Here is a 19,996-nt window from a genome sequence, read left to right on the forward strand (position 1 = left end):
CCGCCGCTCTCCAGCGCCGGGAACCTGCAGGATCCGGTCAGGCCTCGATCCGCCGATGGCGGCCTCCCCAGGGGCTCCACACAGCCTCAGACCACCGAGCCCACCGTCAGGCCTCGCTCCGCCGATGGCGGCCTCCCCACCCAGCCTCAGACCACCGAGCCCACCATCAGGCCTCGCTCCGCCGATGGCGGCCTCCCCAAGAGCCCCACCCAGCCTCAGACCACCGAGCCCACCGTCAGGCCTCGCTCCGCCGATGGCGGCCTCCCCACCCAGCCTCAGACCACCGAGCCCACCGTCAGGCCTCGCTCCGCCGATGGCGGCCTCCCCAAGAGCCCCACACAGCCTCAGACCACCGAGCCCACCGTCAGGCCTCGCTCCGCCGATGGCGGCCTTCCCAAGGCCCCCACACAGCCTCAGACCACCGAGCCCACCGTCAGGCCTCGCTCCGCCGATGGCGGCCTTCCCAAGGCCCCCACACAGCCTCAGACCACCGAGCCCACCGTCAGGCCTCGCTCCGCCGATGGCGGCCTTCCCAAGGCCCCCACACAGCCTCAGACCACCGAGCCCACCGTCAGGCCTCGCTCCGCCGATGGCGGCCTTCCCAAGGCCCCCACACAGCCTCAGACCACCGAGCCCATCGTCAGGCCTCGCTCCGCCGATGGCGGCCTTCCCAAGGCCCCCACACAGCCTCAGACCACCGAGCCCATCGTCAGGCCTCGCTCCGCCGATGGCGGCCCCCCGAAGGGCTCCACACAGCCTCAGGCCACCGAGCCCATCGTCAGGCCTCGCTCCGCCGATGGCGGCCTTCCCAAGGGCTCCACACAGCCTCAGACCACCGAGCCCATCGTCAGGCCTCGCTCCGCCGATGGCGGCCTTCCCAAGGGCTCCACACAGCCTGCCGACCAGCCATCTCCGGGCCTCGGCAAGGGTCCCCAAGGGAACACCAAGGCAACAGCGCCAGGAAGCACGGCTCCCAAGGGGGGCGAGGTGCCCGGAGGGACGCCCCCGAAGGAGACCGTCGCAAAGGACAGCACGTCAGCTCAGACCTCCCCCAAGACGGGCGAGACCGGCGCGAAGAGCGCCCCCACCGGTAAACCCGCTTCCACCGCGGAGCCCGCGCCCGCCAAGCCCTCCGCCTCGACGTCACAGCCCGCGGGGCAGGGCTCCCAGCAACCGGGGCCCGGCGGCTCGGGACCAGGGCCGGGAAGCTCGTCCACCACGGCCGACCCGGCGCAGGACGGCAAGGTGACATGGATCGCGGACAAGGCCGTCAAGAAGTCCAAATGGCGGACTCCGACGAGTAGAGGCAGCCGCAAGAAGGCGAAGCGAGGCCTCCCGAGCATCGCCGACCAGCTGACCAGCGGCGGCTTCCCCGCCCATCCCGCGCAGGCGAAGAAGGAGCTCGGGAAGCGCTTCCCCAAAGGACCGCTGTTCAACGAAGCCGAGTGGAACGCCTTCGAGCAGCTCTCCTCGACCCCTCAGGGACAGCGCTGGCTCAACGCCTCCGGCATGCTCACGCTCGACCAGGTCAAGCAGTACCTGTCGGACGACAAGGACGACAATCCCGAGAAATTTCGCGGCTTCCACCAGCTCCACAAGCCGAGCAAGGTCGTCCTCGCGAGCTACGTCTCGCGACAGAGGAACAGCGGCGAGGGCGGGCAGCGCTTCGAGGGCACGCCTCCGGCCGCGGTGGCCCTGTCGATGGAGGCGAGGCACACGACCGACCCGGCGAGGAAGAAGGAGCTCGAGCAGGAGATCGATCAGGGCATCGCGGCAGAATGGGCCAAGACGCTCGAGCACACCACGCCCAACGACGACGCGACCAAGGCCATCACGCAAGGCGCCGTGCCGAACCCGACGGGAAGCGGCACCCTCTCGAACGACGATGTCCTCGACAGGTACAACCAGTCGATCGAGGTGCTCACGAACATCTTTCACCTGCTCCAGGAAGGCGCCGAGATCTACGACGACAGCGCAAAGAGCCATGTCCCGCTCCGCGACGTCCCCGTCGCCAAGCTCCTGTCGCACGGCGGCCGGGTCAACATCCAGATCCCCGCGGGCACGCCTCCGTACGCGGTGACCGAGCTCCTCGGCATCACCGACGGGCACGGCAACCCGAAGGCCGGCGTGTTCCCGCGCGCCTTCGGGACGCACCACATCGCGCTCAGCAAGGGCAAATTCAAGGAGGAAGGAGGACACGTCGCCGCCATCAAGTCCAAGCTCGACGACACCGAGCTCTACGGCATGAACCTCGCCATCGGCGGCCTCGGCCTCAAGGACTTCAACGGCGACGTCATCCTGCCAGACGGCGCTCACGGCCACATCTTCATCGGCCACCGGCCGCCCAGGTCGGACAAGCCGGGCGCCCTCCAGATCGGCATCGAGACGACAGGGCCGGGCGCGCCCAGCACCGTCGGCTACATCCACAACTGGCGCTCCACCGAGAAGACCGCCAACCCCATCTCCAGCGTCGGCGGCCTCAAGCAGGACAAGATCGGCGACGACCAGATCAAGAATGCTCGCACCGTCGACCTGGGCAAGCTCGGCGACGACTGGGCCGGGGTGCTCAAGGACCGAGCGGAGAGGTTCGAGCGTGACCTGGCGGAGAGGGGCAAAGACGCGATCGACGAGCTCGTCGGCCCGCGCACCCTGCCGCCGGACGACATCCAGGACACCGATCAGCGTGCCTCCGAGCGGCGGTCGGGAGGGCCCGATCAGGAGCCGCGGGACGGCGAGCCCCGCGATCCGCCCGGGGATCGCGCGTCGTCACCGAAGGACGATGCCGAGGACCCCGAGCGGCGCGCCCCCGAGCAGCCGAAGCGAGGGGCAGAGCCAGCCCCCAAGGACAACGAGCCGCGCGAGCGGCCCGGTGCTGCCCCGACGCAGATGACAGCCAAGGCGCCGGAGGCCTCGAGTCCTCAGCCGGGCGCTTCGCCGACGCAGGGCGCCCAAGAAAAGGCGCCGGAGAGACCCGGCCAGCCCCGGCCGGAGGCGGCCCCGCAGCTGCCCGCAGGGCGCCCCGTGGACCCGACGGCCATCACCACCGGGATGATCGCGCAGGCCGGCTCGCCCGCGGCCAGCGCGCAGGGCTCCGCGGCAGCCTCCGCGACCCCGAACCCGGGGACACTGTCGTCGCTCGATGACGGAAGCGACGAGGAGGACATCGAGAGCACCTCCGATCTGGTCGTGACCGCGCTCCCCGACGAGTACGTGCATGGCTCGATGGTGACGCTCGCCCTGGAGAACGTGCCACGCCCCCTCGTGAGCCCCAGGCCATCGCAAGACGGCATCGACAGCATCCTCGAACGCTGGAACTTCGACTATTTCGTCTCCTTCAAGGACGATCTCCCCACCGATGGGCTCACGAAACCGGGCGAGGACCCGGACATCGGCCGAGGGCCCTTCGAGAGCACCGTCGTCCCGGCCGGCCTTGGAGTGCCCGTCACCTTGCCGCCGGAGCTCGTCGAGCTGCGCGTCGTGCTCACCATCGCCCATGAGCTCTCTCATGCCAACCAGTACGACTCCTTCAAGCTCATCAACCTCGAAGGCAAAGAGGCCGATTTCAATCGCCTGCCACCGAGCAAGCGAGATCGGCATGAGACCGCGTTCGCGCAGCAGAAGGCGGCGCTCGAGGTGCTGGGCTACCAGTCAGAGCTCGTCAACCTGGAGCGCTTCAGGCAGACGCTCAATCAAGACGAAGCCCGTGCCTACCACGATGGGCTGCAGGCCATGGAGGACCAGGCGAGGACCCGGCGGGAAGAGCACTTCGAGCAGCTCACTCCGGAGCAGCAAGCGATGTTCATCGAGGATGGAATCCAGGCCGTCCTCGATGACATCCAGCGTGGCGTCGACGCGAAGTTCTTCGGTAACAATGCGCAGGACGCAGACGCGCAGGACTCGGGCAACGAGGACCAGAGCAGTGACGACGGCGACTCCGAGGACGACTTCGATGGCGACTCCGAGGAGGACTCCGAGGAGGACTCCGAGGGCGACTCCGAGGAGGACTCCGAGGGCGACTCCGAGGACGATTCCGAGGACGACTCCGATGACGATTCCGAGGACGACTCCGAGGACGACTCCGATGACGACTCCGATGACGACTCCGATGACGACTCCGAGGGGGACGGCAGGGGTGTCGAACAGCGGTCCGGGGCACCCATGGAGCTCGGGGTCGATCCGAGCGCCACGAACCAGGGTGCAACCGTCACCGGAAGCCCCGCTCCATGGGACACCGGCTCTTCCACCACCACCACCACCACCGACGGCGTCGCGACCCAGAGCACCCCCACGACCGATGCCAAGGCTTCGATCGACGCGACGCTCAGGGCGCTGAACGAGAAGAGCGCCCAGTGGTCTCATCCGGCCACCGACGACAACAAGCAAGAGGCCGCGGCGCTGCTCGGCGAGCTCATGCGCGCTCAGGGCGTGGATGAGTCGCTCATCGAGCGGCTCACGGAGCTCATCGAAAACCCCGACTCCCTCTCCCAGTCCCAGTTCGCCATCTGCGCGCTGAACGGCGTGCTCCACGCGCTGCTCACCTCCGATCTGGGCGGGTTCGCGCGCGTTGTCGCGGCCGAGTTCTCCGGCAAGCTCTTCGATCGCGAAGGCAAGCTGCGCGCCGACTTCTCGCTGCCCGCGCAGGGCGAAGACGGCGCTGCCACGAGCCCGAAGATCGCCGATCCCATCCAGCGTGTCCTCCGCGGAGAGATCCCGCTGGATCAGGCCCCGATCGGAAACAAGCTGCTCCAGAACGGCATCAAGAAGGCCGGGGCCAAGCGTGCTGACGTCGAGCGCAAGGGGGGCGCCTTCTCCGACAAGCACGTCCTCGATTACCTCCTCGCCCGCGGCATGGGCAAGATGCTCAGCAAGCTCGCCCCGGAGCAGTACAAGGCCGACGCCGAGAACACCGCCCAGGCCATCCCCGGCTACCTCGACAAGGCAGCCACGAGGCCCAAGGACGCCACCGGTCCGTCCAAGAAGCGCGGCGATCTGCTGCTGTCGGCCAACTCGCTGGTCACGCTCTTCAACGACATCCTTGGCGGCGACGCCCAGACCATGGTCGCCGGTGACGGCTACGACGTGAGCCGCATCAACGACGTGCTCTCGCGGCCCGACCAGGCCCCGTTCGCCCTGGCCACGGTCCTCGACGGCAAGGCGCTCGCCGAACGTGCGGCGGAGTTCGCGAAGGATCCAACGAAGTCCAGGCCGTTCGAGGACGCGGGCACGTTCGACGCGTCGAGCACGCACCAGGTCGTCATCAACGGCAAGATCACGGACAGCGGCACGCACTACACCGTGCCCATCTATTCCTGGGGGCAGACCTTCTCCATCGACGTGAAGAAGGAGGTCATGCCGGAGCTCTTCACCGTCGTTACCTACGGCTCGTTCAGCACGGCGCAAGGGCAGACGACGGCGCCCGCCGCGTCCGGCTCAGCCCAGGACCAGGCCGCGAGCGTCACCGGGATGCTGCCCGACGAGACCCCCGCGCCCGAGAGCGCGAGGAAGCGGACAGCCCAGCAGGCGCAGAGCGACGACGAGCAAGACGCCCCGGCGAGCTCCAAGAGAGCCAAGAATTCGGGGCAGCCCTCCTCTTCGTCTTCGTCGCAGAAGGCGCAACCGGCGCCGAGGAGCGGCACCGGCCTCCTGGCGCTCCGGCACATCGGCGCGCTCCAGGGCTTGATGCGCGACATGTCGAATACGACCCCTGAAGCGCAGACGATGCGGGGGATCCCGGGCGGAGGGGCGTTCACCAGCAAGCGCGGCGAAGACGGCGAGCTGCGCGCCGATCTGAGCCCGGACGAGCTTACCACCCTTCGCCAGAAGGTCGACGACTTCTCCCGCGTCGCTCAGGACCTGCTCACACGTACCCAGGACCTGCCCCAGCAGAATCTGACCCTCTACAGGGTCATCAACGATCTCGACACCAGCTCGCTGAGCGAGGGCGGCACGATCGACGAGATCCTCCCGAGCTCGACCTCATGGACCTCCGATCTGGCCCTGGATCAATGGGTCAAGGACGGCGGGCTCGTGATGAAGATCAACACCACGAGCCATTACCCGACGGTCATGTTCTCCTACCCCGACCAGCGCCGGGCCAAAGAGCCGATCGCCTACAATCAGGACCAGAAAGAGGTCCTCCTGGTGCCCTCGCGCATGACCGTCACCAAGGTCACCCCGCGGGAGCACGACGGCAAGCGGTTCGTCGAGGTCGAGGTGACACCCACACAGCTCCCGCCGCGCGAGCTCGACGCCGTGTTCGAGAGAGCGTCCCAGCGCATCGAGGAGAAGCAGAACGCCAAGCCGAAGGAGAAGCACTTCGAGATCGAAGAACAATCGGCCATCACCGAGCAATTCGGCGATACCGTGGCCGACGAGATCTTTGGCTACGTCGACAAGCTCCCCGACCGCAGCGAGCGGGAGATCGTGGTTCGCGACAAGGACGGCACCCGCTGGCGGATCGCCTCCGCGGACAGCATGTTCGGTATCGACCTGGAGGAGAAGAAGGCGCCGCCGGGGCGCGCCGTCGACCCCACCGCCATCACCACCGGGATGCAGGCGCCAGCGCCCGCCACGTCCGGTTCAGCCCAGGACCAGGCCGCGAGCACCACCGGAATGCCGCCCGATGAGACCCCCGCGCCCGCCAGCGCGAGGAAGCGGACAGCCGCGCAGGCGCAGAGCGACGACGAGCAAGACGCCCCGGCGAGCTCCAAGAGAGCGAGGAATGCGGGGGAGCCATCCTCTTCGTCTTCGTCACAGCAGGCGCTGCCCGCGCCGGGCAGGGCCCTGGCGTCCCGGCACATGGACGCGCTCCATGGCCTGATGCGCGACATGTCCAACACCAGCCCCCAAGCGCAGACGATGCGGGGGATCCCCGGAGGCGGCGCGTTTACAAGCAAGCGCGGCACCGACGGCGAGCTGAGCACCGATCTGCGCCCGGACGAGCTTACCACCCTTCGCCAGAAGGTCGACGACTTCTCCAGCGTCGCTCAGCGCCTGCTCACTCGTACCCAGGACCTGCCTCAAGAGGATCTGACCTTCTACAGGGTCATCAACGGTCTCAACACCAGCTCGCTGGTCGAGGGCGGCACGCTCGACGAGCTCCTCCCGAGCTCGACCTCATGGACCTCCGACCTGGCCCTGAATCAATGGGTCCAGGACGGCGGGCTCGTGATGAAGATCAACACCACGAGCAAATACCCGACCGTCATGTTCTCCTACCCCGACGCGCAGCGGCCCGGGGACGCGATCGCCTACAATCAGGCCCAGAAGGAGGTCCTCCTGGTGCCCTCGCGCATGACCATCACCAAGGTCACCCGGCGGGAGCACAACGGCAAGAACCTCCTCGAGGTCGAGGTGACGCCGAGAGAGCTTGAGTCGAGCGAGCTCGACGACGTGTTCCAGAGAGCGTCCCAGCGCATCGAGGAGAGGCTGAACGCGAAGCCGAAAGAGGTGTCCTTCGAGGTCGACCAACGACCGGAGATCGTCGAGCAATTCGGAGAAATTATAGCCGACGAGATCCTGGGTTACGTCGGCAAGCTCCCCGACCCAAGCGAGCGGGAGATCGTGGTTCGCGACAAGGACGGTACCCCCTGGCGGATCGTCGACGCGGACGAGCGGTTCGGTATCGACCTTCAGGAGAAGAAGACGACGCCCGCTGACGCCGCCGGGAGCAGCGCCGAGGCGGTAACCGGGGCCCTGGCGCACAACCCGGTCCACGCGGACGCCCAGGTCGACGGCGCCTCCACGGACCATGCAGGCGCGCTGGCGAACGTCACCGGAATGGCGCCCATCCAGGACCCCGCGCCCGCCAGCGCGAGGAAGCGGACAGCCGCGCAGGCGCAGAGCGACGACGAGCAAGACGCCCCGGCGAGCTCCAAGAGAGCGAGGAATGCGGGGGAGCCATCCTCTTCCTCTTCTTCGTCGCAGCAGGCGCCGCCCGCGCCGGGGAGGGCCCTGGCGTCCCGGCACATGGACGCGCTCCATGGCTTGATGCGCGACATGTCCAACACCAGCCCTCAAGCGCAGACGATGCGCGGGATCCCCGGAGGCGGCGCGTTCACCAGCAAGCGCGGCACCGACGGCGAGCTGAGCACCGATCTGCGCCCGGACGAGCTTACCACCCTTCGCCAGAAGGTCGACGACTTCTCCAGCGTCGCTCAGCGCCTGCTCACTCGTACCCAGGACCTGCCTCAAGAGGATCTGACCTTCTACAGGGTCATCAACGATCTCGACACCAGCTCGCTGGTCGAGGGCGGCACGCTCGACGAGCTCCTCCCGAGCTCGACCTCATGGACCTCCGATCTGGCCCTGAATCAATGGGTCCAGGACGGCGGGCTCCTGATGAAGATCAACACCACGAGCAAATACCCGACCGTCATGTTCTCCTACCCCGACGCGCAGCGGGACGGAGAGCCGATCGCCTACAACCAGGCCCAGAAAGAGGTCCTCCTGGTGCCCTCGCGCATGACCATCACCAAGGTCACCCCGCGGGAGCACAACGGCAAGAACTTCCTCGAGGTCGAGGTAACGCCGAGAGAGCTCGAGTCCGACGAGCTCGACGACGTGTTCGAAAGAGCGTCCCAGCGCATCGAGGAGAGGCTGAACGCAAAGCCGAAAGAGGTGTCCTTCGAGGTCGACCAACGACCGGAGATCGTCGAGCAATTCGGCGAAACCGTGGCCGACGAGATCCTTGGTTACGTCGGCAATCTCCCCGACCCCAGCAAGGGGGAGATCGTGGTTCGCGACAAGGACGGCACCCCCTGGCGGATCGTCTCCGCGGACAAGCGGTTCGGTATCGACCTTCAGGAGAAGAAGGCGACGCCCGCTGACGTCGCCGAGAGCAGCGCCGAGGCGGTGACCGGAGCCTCGCCCGGGCGCCCAGCGACAGAGCTCGGCAGGCAGGCGACAGGCCAGACGCCGAACGGTCCCGCTCCAGGTGAACCCCGCGCTTCCACCACCAAAGACGGCCTCGCCGCGACCCAGAGCCCGCCGGCGGCCGGCGGCAACGCCTCGATCGACGCGACGATCAAGGCGTTGAACGAGAAGAGCGCCCAGTGGTCTCATCCAGCCACGGGCGCAAACAAGCAGGAGGCCAAGAGGCTCCTTGGCGACCTCATGCGCTCTCAGGGCGTGGATGAGGCGCTCGTCGAGCGGCTCGCGGAGCTCATCGACGACCCGAGCTCCCTCTCCCAGTCCCAGTTCGCCATCTGCGCGCTGAACAGCGCCCTCCACACGCTGCTCACCTCCGACCTGGGCGGGTTCGCGCGCGTGGTCGCGGCCGAGTTCACGGGCAAGCTCTTCGATCGCCAGGGGGGCCTGCTCGCGGACTTCTCGCTGCCCGCGCAGGGCGAAAACGGCGCCGCCGTCAGCGCGCAGGTCGCCGATCCCATCCACCGTGTCCTCCGGGGCGAGCTCCCGGCGCAGAACGCCGGGTTCGGCAACAAGCTGCTCCTCAACGGAATCAAGAAGGCGAAGGCCGGATCCGCCGACCGCGAGCGCAAAGGCAACGCCTTCTCCGACGAGCACATCCTCGATTACCTCCTCGCCCGGGGCATGGGCAAGATGCTCGGCAAGCTCGCCCCGGAGCAATACAAGGACGATGCCGAGAATGCCGCCGGCGCCATCCCCGGTTACCTCGACAAGACGACGCCGAGGCCCAAGGACGCCACCGGTCCGTCCAAGAAGCACGGCGATCTGCTGCTGTCACCCAATTCGCTGGTGACGCTCTTCAACAAGATACTCGGCGGCGACGCCAAGACCATGGTCGCCGGGACCGGCTACGACGTGGGCCGCATCAATGACGCCCTCGCGAGGCCCGACCAGGGGCCGTTTGCCCTGGCCACCATCCTCGACGGCAAGGCGCTCGCCGAGCGTGCCAAGGAGTTCGCGAAGGACCCAACGAAGCCCAGGCCGTTCGAGGATGCGCGCGCGATCGACACGTCGAGCACGCACCAGGTCGTCATCAACGGCAAGATCACCGAGGACGGCGATCATTATGTCGTGCCCCTTCACACCTGGCAGCAGAGCTTCTCCATCAAGGTGAAGAAGGACGTCTTGCCGTCGCTCTTGCCGGTCTTCACGTATGGGACCTATCTCCCATCGCAAGCGCCGGCCGCGAACGACCCCGCCCAGAGCCAGGCGCCGGTGCCCGACGCTTCCGGTACAGCCCAGGACCCGGCCGCGAACGTCGCCGGAATGCTGCCCGATGCGACCCCCACGCCCTCCAGCGCGAGGAAGCGGACAGCCGCGCAGGCGCAGAGCGACGACGAGCAAGACGCCCCGGCGAGCTCCAAGAGAGCGAAAAATGCGGGGGAGCCATCCTCTTCGTCCTCGTCGCAGCCGGCGCCGCCCGCGCCGGGGAGGGCCCTGGCGTCGCGGCACATGGACGCGCTCCATGGCCTGATGCGCGACATGTCCAACACCAGCTCTGAAGCCCAGACGATGCGGGGCATCCCCGGAGGCGGCGCGTTTACCAGCAAGCGCGGCACGGACGGCAAGCTGAGCACCGATCTGCGCCCGGACGAGCTTACCACCCTTCGCCAGAAGGTCGACGACTTCTCCAGCGTCGCTCAGCGCCTGCTCACACGTACACAGGACCTGCCTCAAGAGGATCTGACCTTCTACAGGGTCATCAACGGTCTCAACACCAGCTCGCTGGTCGAGGGCGGCACGATCGACGAGCTCCTCCCAAGCTCGACCTCATGGACCTCCGACCTGGCCCTGAATCAATGGGTCCAGGACGGCGGGCTCGTGATGAAGATCAACACCACGAGCAAATACCCGACCGTCATGTTCTCCTACCCCGACGCGCAGCGGCCCGGGGACGCGATCGCCTACAATCAGGCCCAGAAGGAGGTCCTCCTCGTGCCCTCGCGCATGACCATCACCAAGGTCACCCGGCGGGAGCACAACGGCAAGGACTTCCTCGAGGTCGAGGTGACGCCGAGAGAGCTTGAGTCGAGCGAGCTCGACGACGTGTTCCAGAGAGCGTCCCAGGGCATCGAGGAGAGGCTGAACGCGAAGCCGCAGGTGAAGAGCTTCGACGCCGATGATCGAGCGGCCATCGCCAAGCAATTCGGCGATACCGTGGCTGGCGAGATCCTTCGTCACGTCGACAAGCTCCCCGACCGCAGCGAGCGGGAGATCGTGGTTCGCGACAAGGACGGCACCCCCTGGCGGATCGCCTCCGCGGACAGCAGGTTCGGTATCGACCTGGAGGAGAAGAAGGCGACGCCCGCGGGGCGCCCCGTGGACCCCGCGGCCATCACCACGGGGATGCAGGCGCCAGCGCCCGCCGCGTCCGGTTCAGCCCAGGACCAGACCGCGAGCGCCACCGGAATGCCGCCCCATGAGACCCCCGCGCCCTCCAGCGCGAGGAAGCGGACAGCCGCGCAGGCGCAGAGCGAAGACGAGCAAGACGCCCCGGCGAGCTCCAAGAGAGCGAAGCCTGCGGGGCAGCCCTCCTCGTCGTCGCAGGCGGCTCAGCCCGCGCCCGAGAGGAGCGGCGCCGGCCTCCTGGCGTCCCGGCACATCGACGCGCTCCAGGGCTTGATGCGCGACATGTCGAATACGACCCCGAAAGCGCAGACGATGCGCGGGATCCCCGGCGGAGGGGCGTTCACCAGCAAGCGCGGCACGGACGGCCAGCTGAGCGCCGATCTGCGCCTGGACGAGCTTACCACCCTTCGCCAGAAGATCGGCGACTTCTCCCGCGTCGCTCAGGACCTGCTCACAGCGACCCAGGACCTGCCCCGAGAGGATCTGACCCTCTACAGGGTCATCAACGATCTCGACACCAGCGCGTTGAGCGAGGGCGGCACGATCGACGAGTTCCTCCCGAGCTCGACCTCGTGGACCCCCGATCTGGCCCTGGATCAATGGGTCAGGGACGGCGGGCTCGTCATGAAGATCAACACCACGAGCCATTACCCGACGGTCATGTTCTCCTACCCCGACCAGCAGCGGGACGGAGAGCCGATCGCCTACAACCAGGACCAGAAAGAGGTCCTCCTGGTGCCTTCGCGCATGACCATCACCAGGGTCACCGACCGGGAGCACAACGGCAAGCGCTTCCGCGAGGTCGAGGTGACGCCCACACAGCTCCCGCCGCGCGAGCTCGACGCCGTGTTCGAAAGAGCCTCCGAGCGCATCAAGGAGAAGCAGAACACCAAGCCGAAGGAGAAGCACTTCGAGCTCGACGAACAACCGGACATCGCCGCGCAATTCGGCGATACCGTGACCGACGAGATCCTTCGTCACGTCGACAAGCTCCCCGACCCCAGCGAGCGGGAGATCGTGGTTCGCGACAAGGACGGTACCCGCTGGCGGATCGTCTCCGCGGACAGCATGTTCGGTATCGACCTTCAGGAGAAGAAGGCGACGCCGGCGGACGTACCGACAGGGTACAATCCAGCTCTGGACGGCGAGGACGATGCGGGCGACCTGCAGCCCCCCGCGCCCTCCAGCGCGAGGAAGCGGACAGCCGCGCAGGCGCACAGCGACGACGAGCAAGACGCCCCTGCGAGCTCCAAGAGAGCCAAGAATTCGGGGCCGTCCTTGTCTTCGTCGCAGGCGGCTCAGTCCCCGCCCGAGAGGAGCGGCACCGGCCTCCTGGCGTCCCGGCACATCAAGGCGCTCCACGACTTGATGCAGATGTCGGACACGAGCCCTGAAGGGCTGACGATGCGCGGGATCACCGGCGGAGGGGCGTTCACGAGCAAGCGCGGCGAAGACGGCGAGCTGCGCGCCGACCTGCGGCTGGACGAGCTTACCACCCTTCGCCCAAAGGTCGACGACTTCTCCCGCGTTGCGCAGGACCTGCTCACAAGGACCCAGGACCTGCCCCGAGAGGATCTGACCCTCTACAGGGTCATCAACGATCTCGACACCAGCTCGTTGAGCGAGGGCGGCACGATCGACGAGATCCTCCCGAGCTCGACGTCATGGACCTCCGAGCTCGCCTTGGATCAATGGGTCAAGGACGGCGGGCTCGTGATGAAGATCAAGACCACGAGCCATTACCCGACGGTGATGTTCTCCTACCCCGACCAGCAGCGGGAGGAGGACCCGATCGCCTACAATCAGGCGCAGAAAGAGGTCCTCCTGGTGCCTTCGCGCATGATCATCACCAGGGTCACCGACCGGGAGCACAAGGGCAAGCGCTTCCGCGAGATCGAGGTGACGCCCACACGGCTCCCGAAGCACGAGCTCGACGCCGCGTTCGAGAGAGCCTCCGAGCGCATCAAGGAGAAGCAGAACTCCAAGCCGAAAGAGGTGTCCTTCGAGGTCGACCAACGACCGAAGATCGTCGAGCAATTCGGCGAAACCGCGGCCGACGAGATCCTTGGTCACGTCGACAATCTCCCCTACTCCGAGGAGATCGTGGTTCGCGACAAGGCGGGTACCCCGTGGCGGATCGTCTCCGCGGACAGCGGGTTCGGTATCGACCTCCAGGAGAAGAAGGCGGACGCCGCCGCGGGCAGCGCCGATACGGTGACCGGGGCCCCGGGGCCCAGCTGGACCGACGCGCCCCCCCAGGTCGACAGCGCCGCCACCACCAAGCAGCTCGGAGGCGCTCCGAGCACGGCGAATCAGGGTGCCGCTCTCACCGGAGGCGCAGCTCCAGGCAAAACCGCCGCTTCCGCGGCCGCCGACGGCCTCGCCGCGACAGGCAGCACCCCCGCGACCGACGGCAAGACGTCGATCGACGCGCAGCTCAAGGCGCTGAACGAGAAGAGCGCTCAATGGTCCCATCCGGCCACCGACGACAACAAGCAGGAGGCCGCGGCGCTGCTCGGCGAGCTCATGCGAGCTCAGGGCGTGGATGAGTCGCTCATCGAGCGGCTCGCGGAGCTCATTGAAAACCCCGGCTCCCTCTCCCAGTCCCAGTTCGCCATCTGCGCGCTGAACGGCGTGCTCCACGCGCTGCTCACCTCCGATCTGGGCGGGTTCGCGCGCGTGGTCGCGGCCGAGTTCTCGGGCAAGCTCTTCGATCGCAAAGGCAAGCTGCGCGCCGACTTCTCGCTGCCTGCGCAGGGCGAAGACGGCGCTGCCACGAGCCCGAAGATCGCCGATCCCATCCAGCGTGTCCTCCGCGGAGAGATCCCGCTGGATCAGGCCCCGATCGGAAACAAGCTGCTCCAGAACGGCATCAAGAAGGCCGGGGCCAAGCGCGCTGACGTCGAGCGCAAGGGGGGCGCCTTCTCCGACAAGCACGTCCTCGATTACCTCCTCGCCCGGGGCATGGGCAAGATGCTCAGCAAGCTCGCCCCGGAGCAATACAAGGCCGACGCCGAGAACACCGCCAGCGCCATCCCCGGCTACCTCGACAAGGCAGCCACGAGGCCCAAGGACGCCACCGGTCCGTCCAAGAAGCGCGGCGATCTGCTGCTGTCGGCCAACTCGCTGGTGACGCTCTTCAACGACATCCTGGGCGGCGACGCCCAGACCATGGTCGCCGGTGCCGGCTACGACGTGGGCCGCATCAACGACGTGCTCTCGCGACCCGACCAGGCCCCGTTCGCCCTGGCCACGGTCCTCGATGGCAAGGCGCTCGCCGAACGTGCGAAGGAGTTCGCGAAGGATCCAACGAAGTCCAGGCCGTTCGAGGACGCGGGCACGTTCGACGCGTCGAGCACGCACCAGGTCGTCATCAACGGCATGATCACGGACAGCGGCACGCACTACACCGTGCCCATCTATTCCTGGGGGCAGACCTTCTCCATCGACGTGAAGAAGGAGGTCATGCCGGAGCTCTTCACCGTCGTTACCTACGGCTCGTTCACCACGGCGCCAGGGCAGACGACGGCGCCCGCCGCGTCCGGTTCAGCCCAGGATCAGGCCGCGAGCGTCACCGGAATGCTGCCCGACGAGACCCCCGCGCCCGAGAGCGCGAGGAAGCGGACAGCCCAGCAGGCGCAGAGCGACGACGAGCAAGACGCCCCGGCGAGCTCCAAGAGAGCCAAGAATGCGGGGCAGCCCTCCTCTTCGTCTTCGTCGCAGCCCGCGCCCGAGAGGAGCGGCGCCGGCCTGCTGGCGTCCCGGCACATCGACGCGCTCCACGACCTGATGCGCAACATGTCGAATACGACCCCGGAAGCGCAGACGATGCGGGGGATCCCCGGCGGAGGGGCGTTCACCAGCAAGCGCGGCGAAGACGGCGAGCTGAGCTCCGACCTGCGGCCGGACGAGCTTACCACCCTTCGCCAGAAGATCGGCGACTTCTCCCGCGTCGCTCAAGGCCTGCTCACAGCGACCCAGGATCTGAAGGAAGAGGACATCACCCTCTACAGGGTCATCAACGGTCTCGACACCAGCGCGTTGAGCGAGGGCGGCACGCTCGACGAGATCCTCCCGAGCTCGACCTCATGGACCCCCGATCTGGCCTTGAATCAATGGGTCAAGGACGGCGGGCTCGTCATGAAGATCAACACCACGAGCCACTACCCGACGGTCATGTTCGCCTACCCCGACCAGCAGCGGGACGGGGACCCGATCGCCTACAATCAGGCGCAGAAAGAGGTCCTCCTGGTGCCTTCGCGCATGCGCATCACCAGGGTCACCGACCGCGAGCACGACGGCAAGCGCTTCCGCGAGGTCGAGGTGACGCCCACAGTGCTTCCGCCGCGCGAGCTCGACGCCGTGTTCGAAAGAGCGTCCCAGCGCATCAAGGAGAAGCTCTACGCGAAGCCGAAAGAGGTGTCCTTCCAGGTCGACCAACGACCGAAAATCGTCGATCAATTCGGCGAAGCCGCGGCCGACGAGATCCTCGGTCACGTCGACAATCTCCCCTACTCCGAGGAGATCGTGGTTCGCGACAAGGCGGGTACCCGCTGGCGGATCGTCTCCGCGGACAGCGGGTTCGGTATCGACCTCCAGGAGAAGAAGGCTACGCCGGCAGACGCCGCTGGCAGCGCCGACACGGCGACGGCGGGGACCGGCACGCCGCCTGCCGCGAGCGCAGCGAGCCCGAGCGCCATCACCACCGGCTTCAACCCCGCCGCGAGCGCCTCACGGAATGCCCCGGAGGACATGCTGGCAGGGTACAACGCCTCGAGCAGCGGCGATCATGCAGCGGCCCCGCCGCCGCAGACCGACGAGATCGAGGGAGAGCCGGAGAAGACCGCCAACCCCATCTCCAGCGCCGGCGGCCTCAAGCAGGACAAGATCGGCGACGAGACGACCAAGAACGCGCGCACCGTCGAGGATCTGATCCGCACGATCGAGGAGCAGAGCAGCACATGGCCGCGCCCGGCGGACGGCGAGCACAGGGAGGAGGCCGCCCAGCTCCTGAGCCAGCTGCTCCATGCGCAGGGCGTGAGGAGCTCCGTCGTCGAACGATTGAGCACGCTCATCAAGGACCCTGCCTCGCTGTCGCAATCGGCCTTCACCAACTGCGCGCTGCACAGCGTCCTTTACACGACGCTCAAGAACGACCTCGCCTCGGCATCGCACCTGGTCGTCGCGCTCTTCACCGGCAGGCCGCTCGGCCGGCTCGCGGGCGCGCCCGGCGCCGGCACCTTCGGACAGCAAGGCTCGCGCTCTCGGGCGCTCAGCGACGGCCTGGAGCTCCTCCTGAGCCAGATGAAGGGAGACGTCCTGCCAGCGCACGGGCCGACGCCGAACAGACCGCTCCTCAACGGCCTCAAGACCGCCAGGGCCAAGCGCGACCGCCTGAAGGGGCAAGGCGCAGCCACCCAGGAGCTCGACGGCCACCTCCTCGACCACCTGCTCGCCCGCGGGCTCGTCGAGCTGCTCGGGGAGACGGCCGTCGCGGCGCTCGAGAAGCAGACCGACGGCGCCAAGGAGCCCGGCGTCGCCGCGGCGCAAGGCGATCTGCTGGTCTCGGCGAGATCGACCGCGGCCCTCATGAACGATGCGCTCGGGGCGAACGCGAAGCTCATGACCACCGACTCCCCCGGGGGCTACGACGTCGCGCGCATCAACGAGGCCCTCGGGAAGACCGACCAGGCGGGGTTCGCGCTCGCGACCGTGATGAACGGCAAGGCGCTGTGGGAGCAAGCGGCGAAGCACGAGGCCAGCGCCTCGGCGCCCCGGGATCCCGAGACGATCCCGCGGCTCGCCGAGGTTGATACCTCGAGCCCCCACCTGGTCGCGATCGACGGGCCGATCACGATCCACGGCGATTCCTTCATCGTGCCGATCCAGTCCTGGGGGCGAGCGTTCCCCGTGCGGGTGGCCACGCAGGACATGCCGAAGCTCTTCGCGGCGTTCGCCTATGGCACGTATCCCCCGGCGCGAACACCGCAGACGGGCGCCTCCGCCGAGGTGATTTCGCAGGCCCCGGGCGGCGCGGATGACGCGTTGACCGGCATGGCCCCCCGCGTGCAGGACTTCGACAGCCGGGCGGACTGGCGCCGCTTCAACGAGGGTGTGCGCCCCTGGCTCGGCGAGATCCACCGCATCCGGCAGCCCCACGATCTGCGCGGGGCCATCGACGTGCTCTCCCCCGAGGCCGCGAGGCTCTTGCTCCGGCTCTACGACGACCATCCACAGACAGCGCGCGTCGAGCTGCGCCGGCTCGGCCGCTTCCGCATGAACGACACGCGCAGGCTGAACGAGGTGCTGGAGAGGCTCTCGGAATCCGAGCCGTCCGATACCGAGCTGATGGAGGTCGAGCTCCTGTCCGAGCTCGAGGCGGTCGAGCAGGTCCGGAGCGAGGGCGAGGCGTCCGACGCTGGATCGCTCGACCTGGATCGGCTCCACGGCCTCCATGACCAGCTCGACGCGTGGGAGAGCGCGCAGGACGAGTTCGACCAGTGGGCGCGCGCGCAGCTCGACGGCGATCCGTCAGAGCCCGAGGACGCCGTGCCCGGACGATCGGAGTCCGGGGACGCCGACGCGGAGATGTCCGAGCCGGCGCGGCTGGCGCGCGCCAACGTCCAGGGGATGGACCAGCTCCACCATGCGGGCAAGGTCCACTACTCGTTCAACGTGCCGAGCGCGCGCCTGAACGCGCTCACGGCGGTCGCGCGGAACGCCGGCGTCCAGGAGGAGCTCGCGGACGCCCGGACCGGCTTCCTCAACCCGGACCATTTCGAGAAGCAGAGCAGCTTCACCTGGCGCCTGAAGCCCGGCGTGAGCGCGAGCAAGGCGCTGCGGGAGTTCTTCGACCCCGAGGAGCACCTCACCATCGCCGAGTGCGGGACGACGATGCAGGCGATCAATTACCGCACCCTCCTGCGCGCGGTCGGAGACGAGGACTTCGACAGGAGGTTCGGCGGCGAGGGCTCCAGCGTCCCGAGCGAGGACCGCCTGATGCTGCAGCGCGACTTCAGCGCCCAGAACCCCCTGCAGCGCTTCTTCGCGCCCGAGGCCGCGACGCTGGATGACGAGGAGCGGGCGGAGATGACCGGCGACGGCGAGGCGGACATGCGCAACGCGCCGGGCTCCCGCCCCGCGAAGCGCGGCGGCTGGTACTACATCAAGAACCACGAGCTCTATGTCAGGCGCCACCCGGAGGGCTTCTGGAGCGGAGAGAACGCGATGTACCTGGGGCGCCGCGGCGGGTCCGGCGAGCAGATGTTCAGCGGGTTCGGCGTGCCCCCGACGACCGAGGAGCAGCTTGCAGAATCCCTGGCCAGCGAGTTCAACCACGCGCCGACCGCGACCGAGGTCGAGAAGATCCTCGGCTCACGCCGCGACCTGAGCCTGGCGCTGCCGACGCTGGGAGATCTCGATTCGATCGCCGCCATGCCGCTGACCCCTGCGAGCATGGACCACATCGCCAGGCTGCACGATCACCCCGACATCGGCGCAGCGCCCAGGCAAGCCGGCGAGCGCGGACCCGAGGACGTGGCGCGCCGCCTGTTCAGGGAGACGCTCGAAGGCCAGCCGCTCCAGCAGCCGCTTTCGCCCTCGGATCTCGTCGCCACCCTCAACCTGTCGGAGCTCGACGGGAGGGCTTTCCAGTCGTGGGACCCCGGTCCGGCGGAGAGATCGCTCGGGACGTGGGGAGTGCGCGCGGTGCCCAGCGCGGCGGACGCGGCCGCCTCGCACGGCGCGCAGGCCGGGAGCCCAGGGCCGTCGCGCGCCGTGCTGCGCTGGACGCGGCCGTCTTCCAGCAGGCACGCGGGGCAGCACACAACGCCTTATACGCTCGTCTTCGACGGCTACTGCAAGCGGTTCAATTTCACCTTCACGCCGGCGTTGATGAACCTCTTCCTCGAGCTCAATCGCGACAGGATGACGCCCGTCAACCCGCGCGAGCGGACGGTCCGCAAGACGACGAAGATCCAGGTCGACGAGGGCGTGGAGTTCATCTTCCCGCTGCCCAGCGAGGTGAACAAGCTCGCGAAGGTCCCCGGCGGCTTCCAGAGCATCGGCGGCAAGGTCCTGTCGGCCGAGCAGATCCGGAGAGAGTTCGGCCGAGAAGAGCTCTTCTCGGGTCCGCCGTCCCCGGTGAGCCCTGGCGCGGAGGGGCCCACGGCTGAAGGCACGAACCCGGCGGACGTGGGCGCAGGGTACCGGCCCCAGGACGCCGCGAGCGGCAGGAGCGACGGCCCGCAGACCGCGACCACCGCTCCCACGATGAGCGGCGAGGGCTCGCGGGAAGACGGCACGATCCGCGAGGCGCCGGACACGCAAGCGACCGGCGCGCCGGCTGCTCTCGACGCGGGGACCATCCCCGCGCCGATCGACGCCCTGGTGAAGACGCTCGTGGCGAAGAGCGGCGCGTGGTCGTCTCCGCGCACGCAGGCGGACAAGCAGGAGGCCATCGCGCTCGTGACCGAGCTCCTGCAACAGCTCGGCATGGACGCCCGGGTCGTCGACAGGGCGGGCGAGCAGGGCAAGGACACGCCTGATTCCGAGCACTCCGCCTGCACGTGCGTCCGTTAGGCCAGCGCCCGCGTCAGCCGCCCTCCGCGGGCGCGCTCCGCCTGCCTCCTCGCCAGGGCGCGGCTCGGCCGCTTCAGGCGAGCGCGATCCTCATCGGATGAGCAGCGCTCCCGGCGCCGAGCGGCTAAGCTCGGGCCGC

1 protein-coding gene is annotated in these 19,996 nt (G+C 68.1%); it reads left to right on the plus strand.

Features of this window, described 5'->3' with window-relative positions:
* Positions 1-1,245: 1,245 nt before the first annotated feature.
* Positions 1,246-19,857 (plus strand): hypothetical protein, encoded by an 18,612-nt coding sequence (locus WMF22_RS38735; RefSeq protein WP_438033017.1) that lies wholly within the window; start codon positions 1,246-1,248, stop codon positions 19,855-19,857.
* The last annotated feature ends 139 nt before the right edge of the window (positions 19,858-19,996 follow it).

This window comes from Sorangium sp. So ce204 (assembly GCF_051526795.1).
Classification (GTDB): Bacteria; Myxococcota_A; Polyangia; order Polyangiales; family Polyangiaceae; genus Sorangium; species Sorangium cellulosum_B.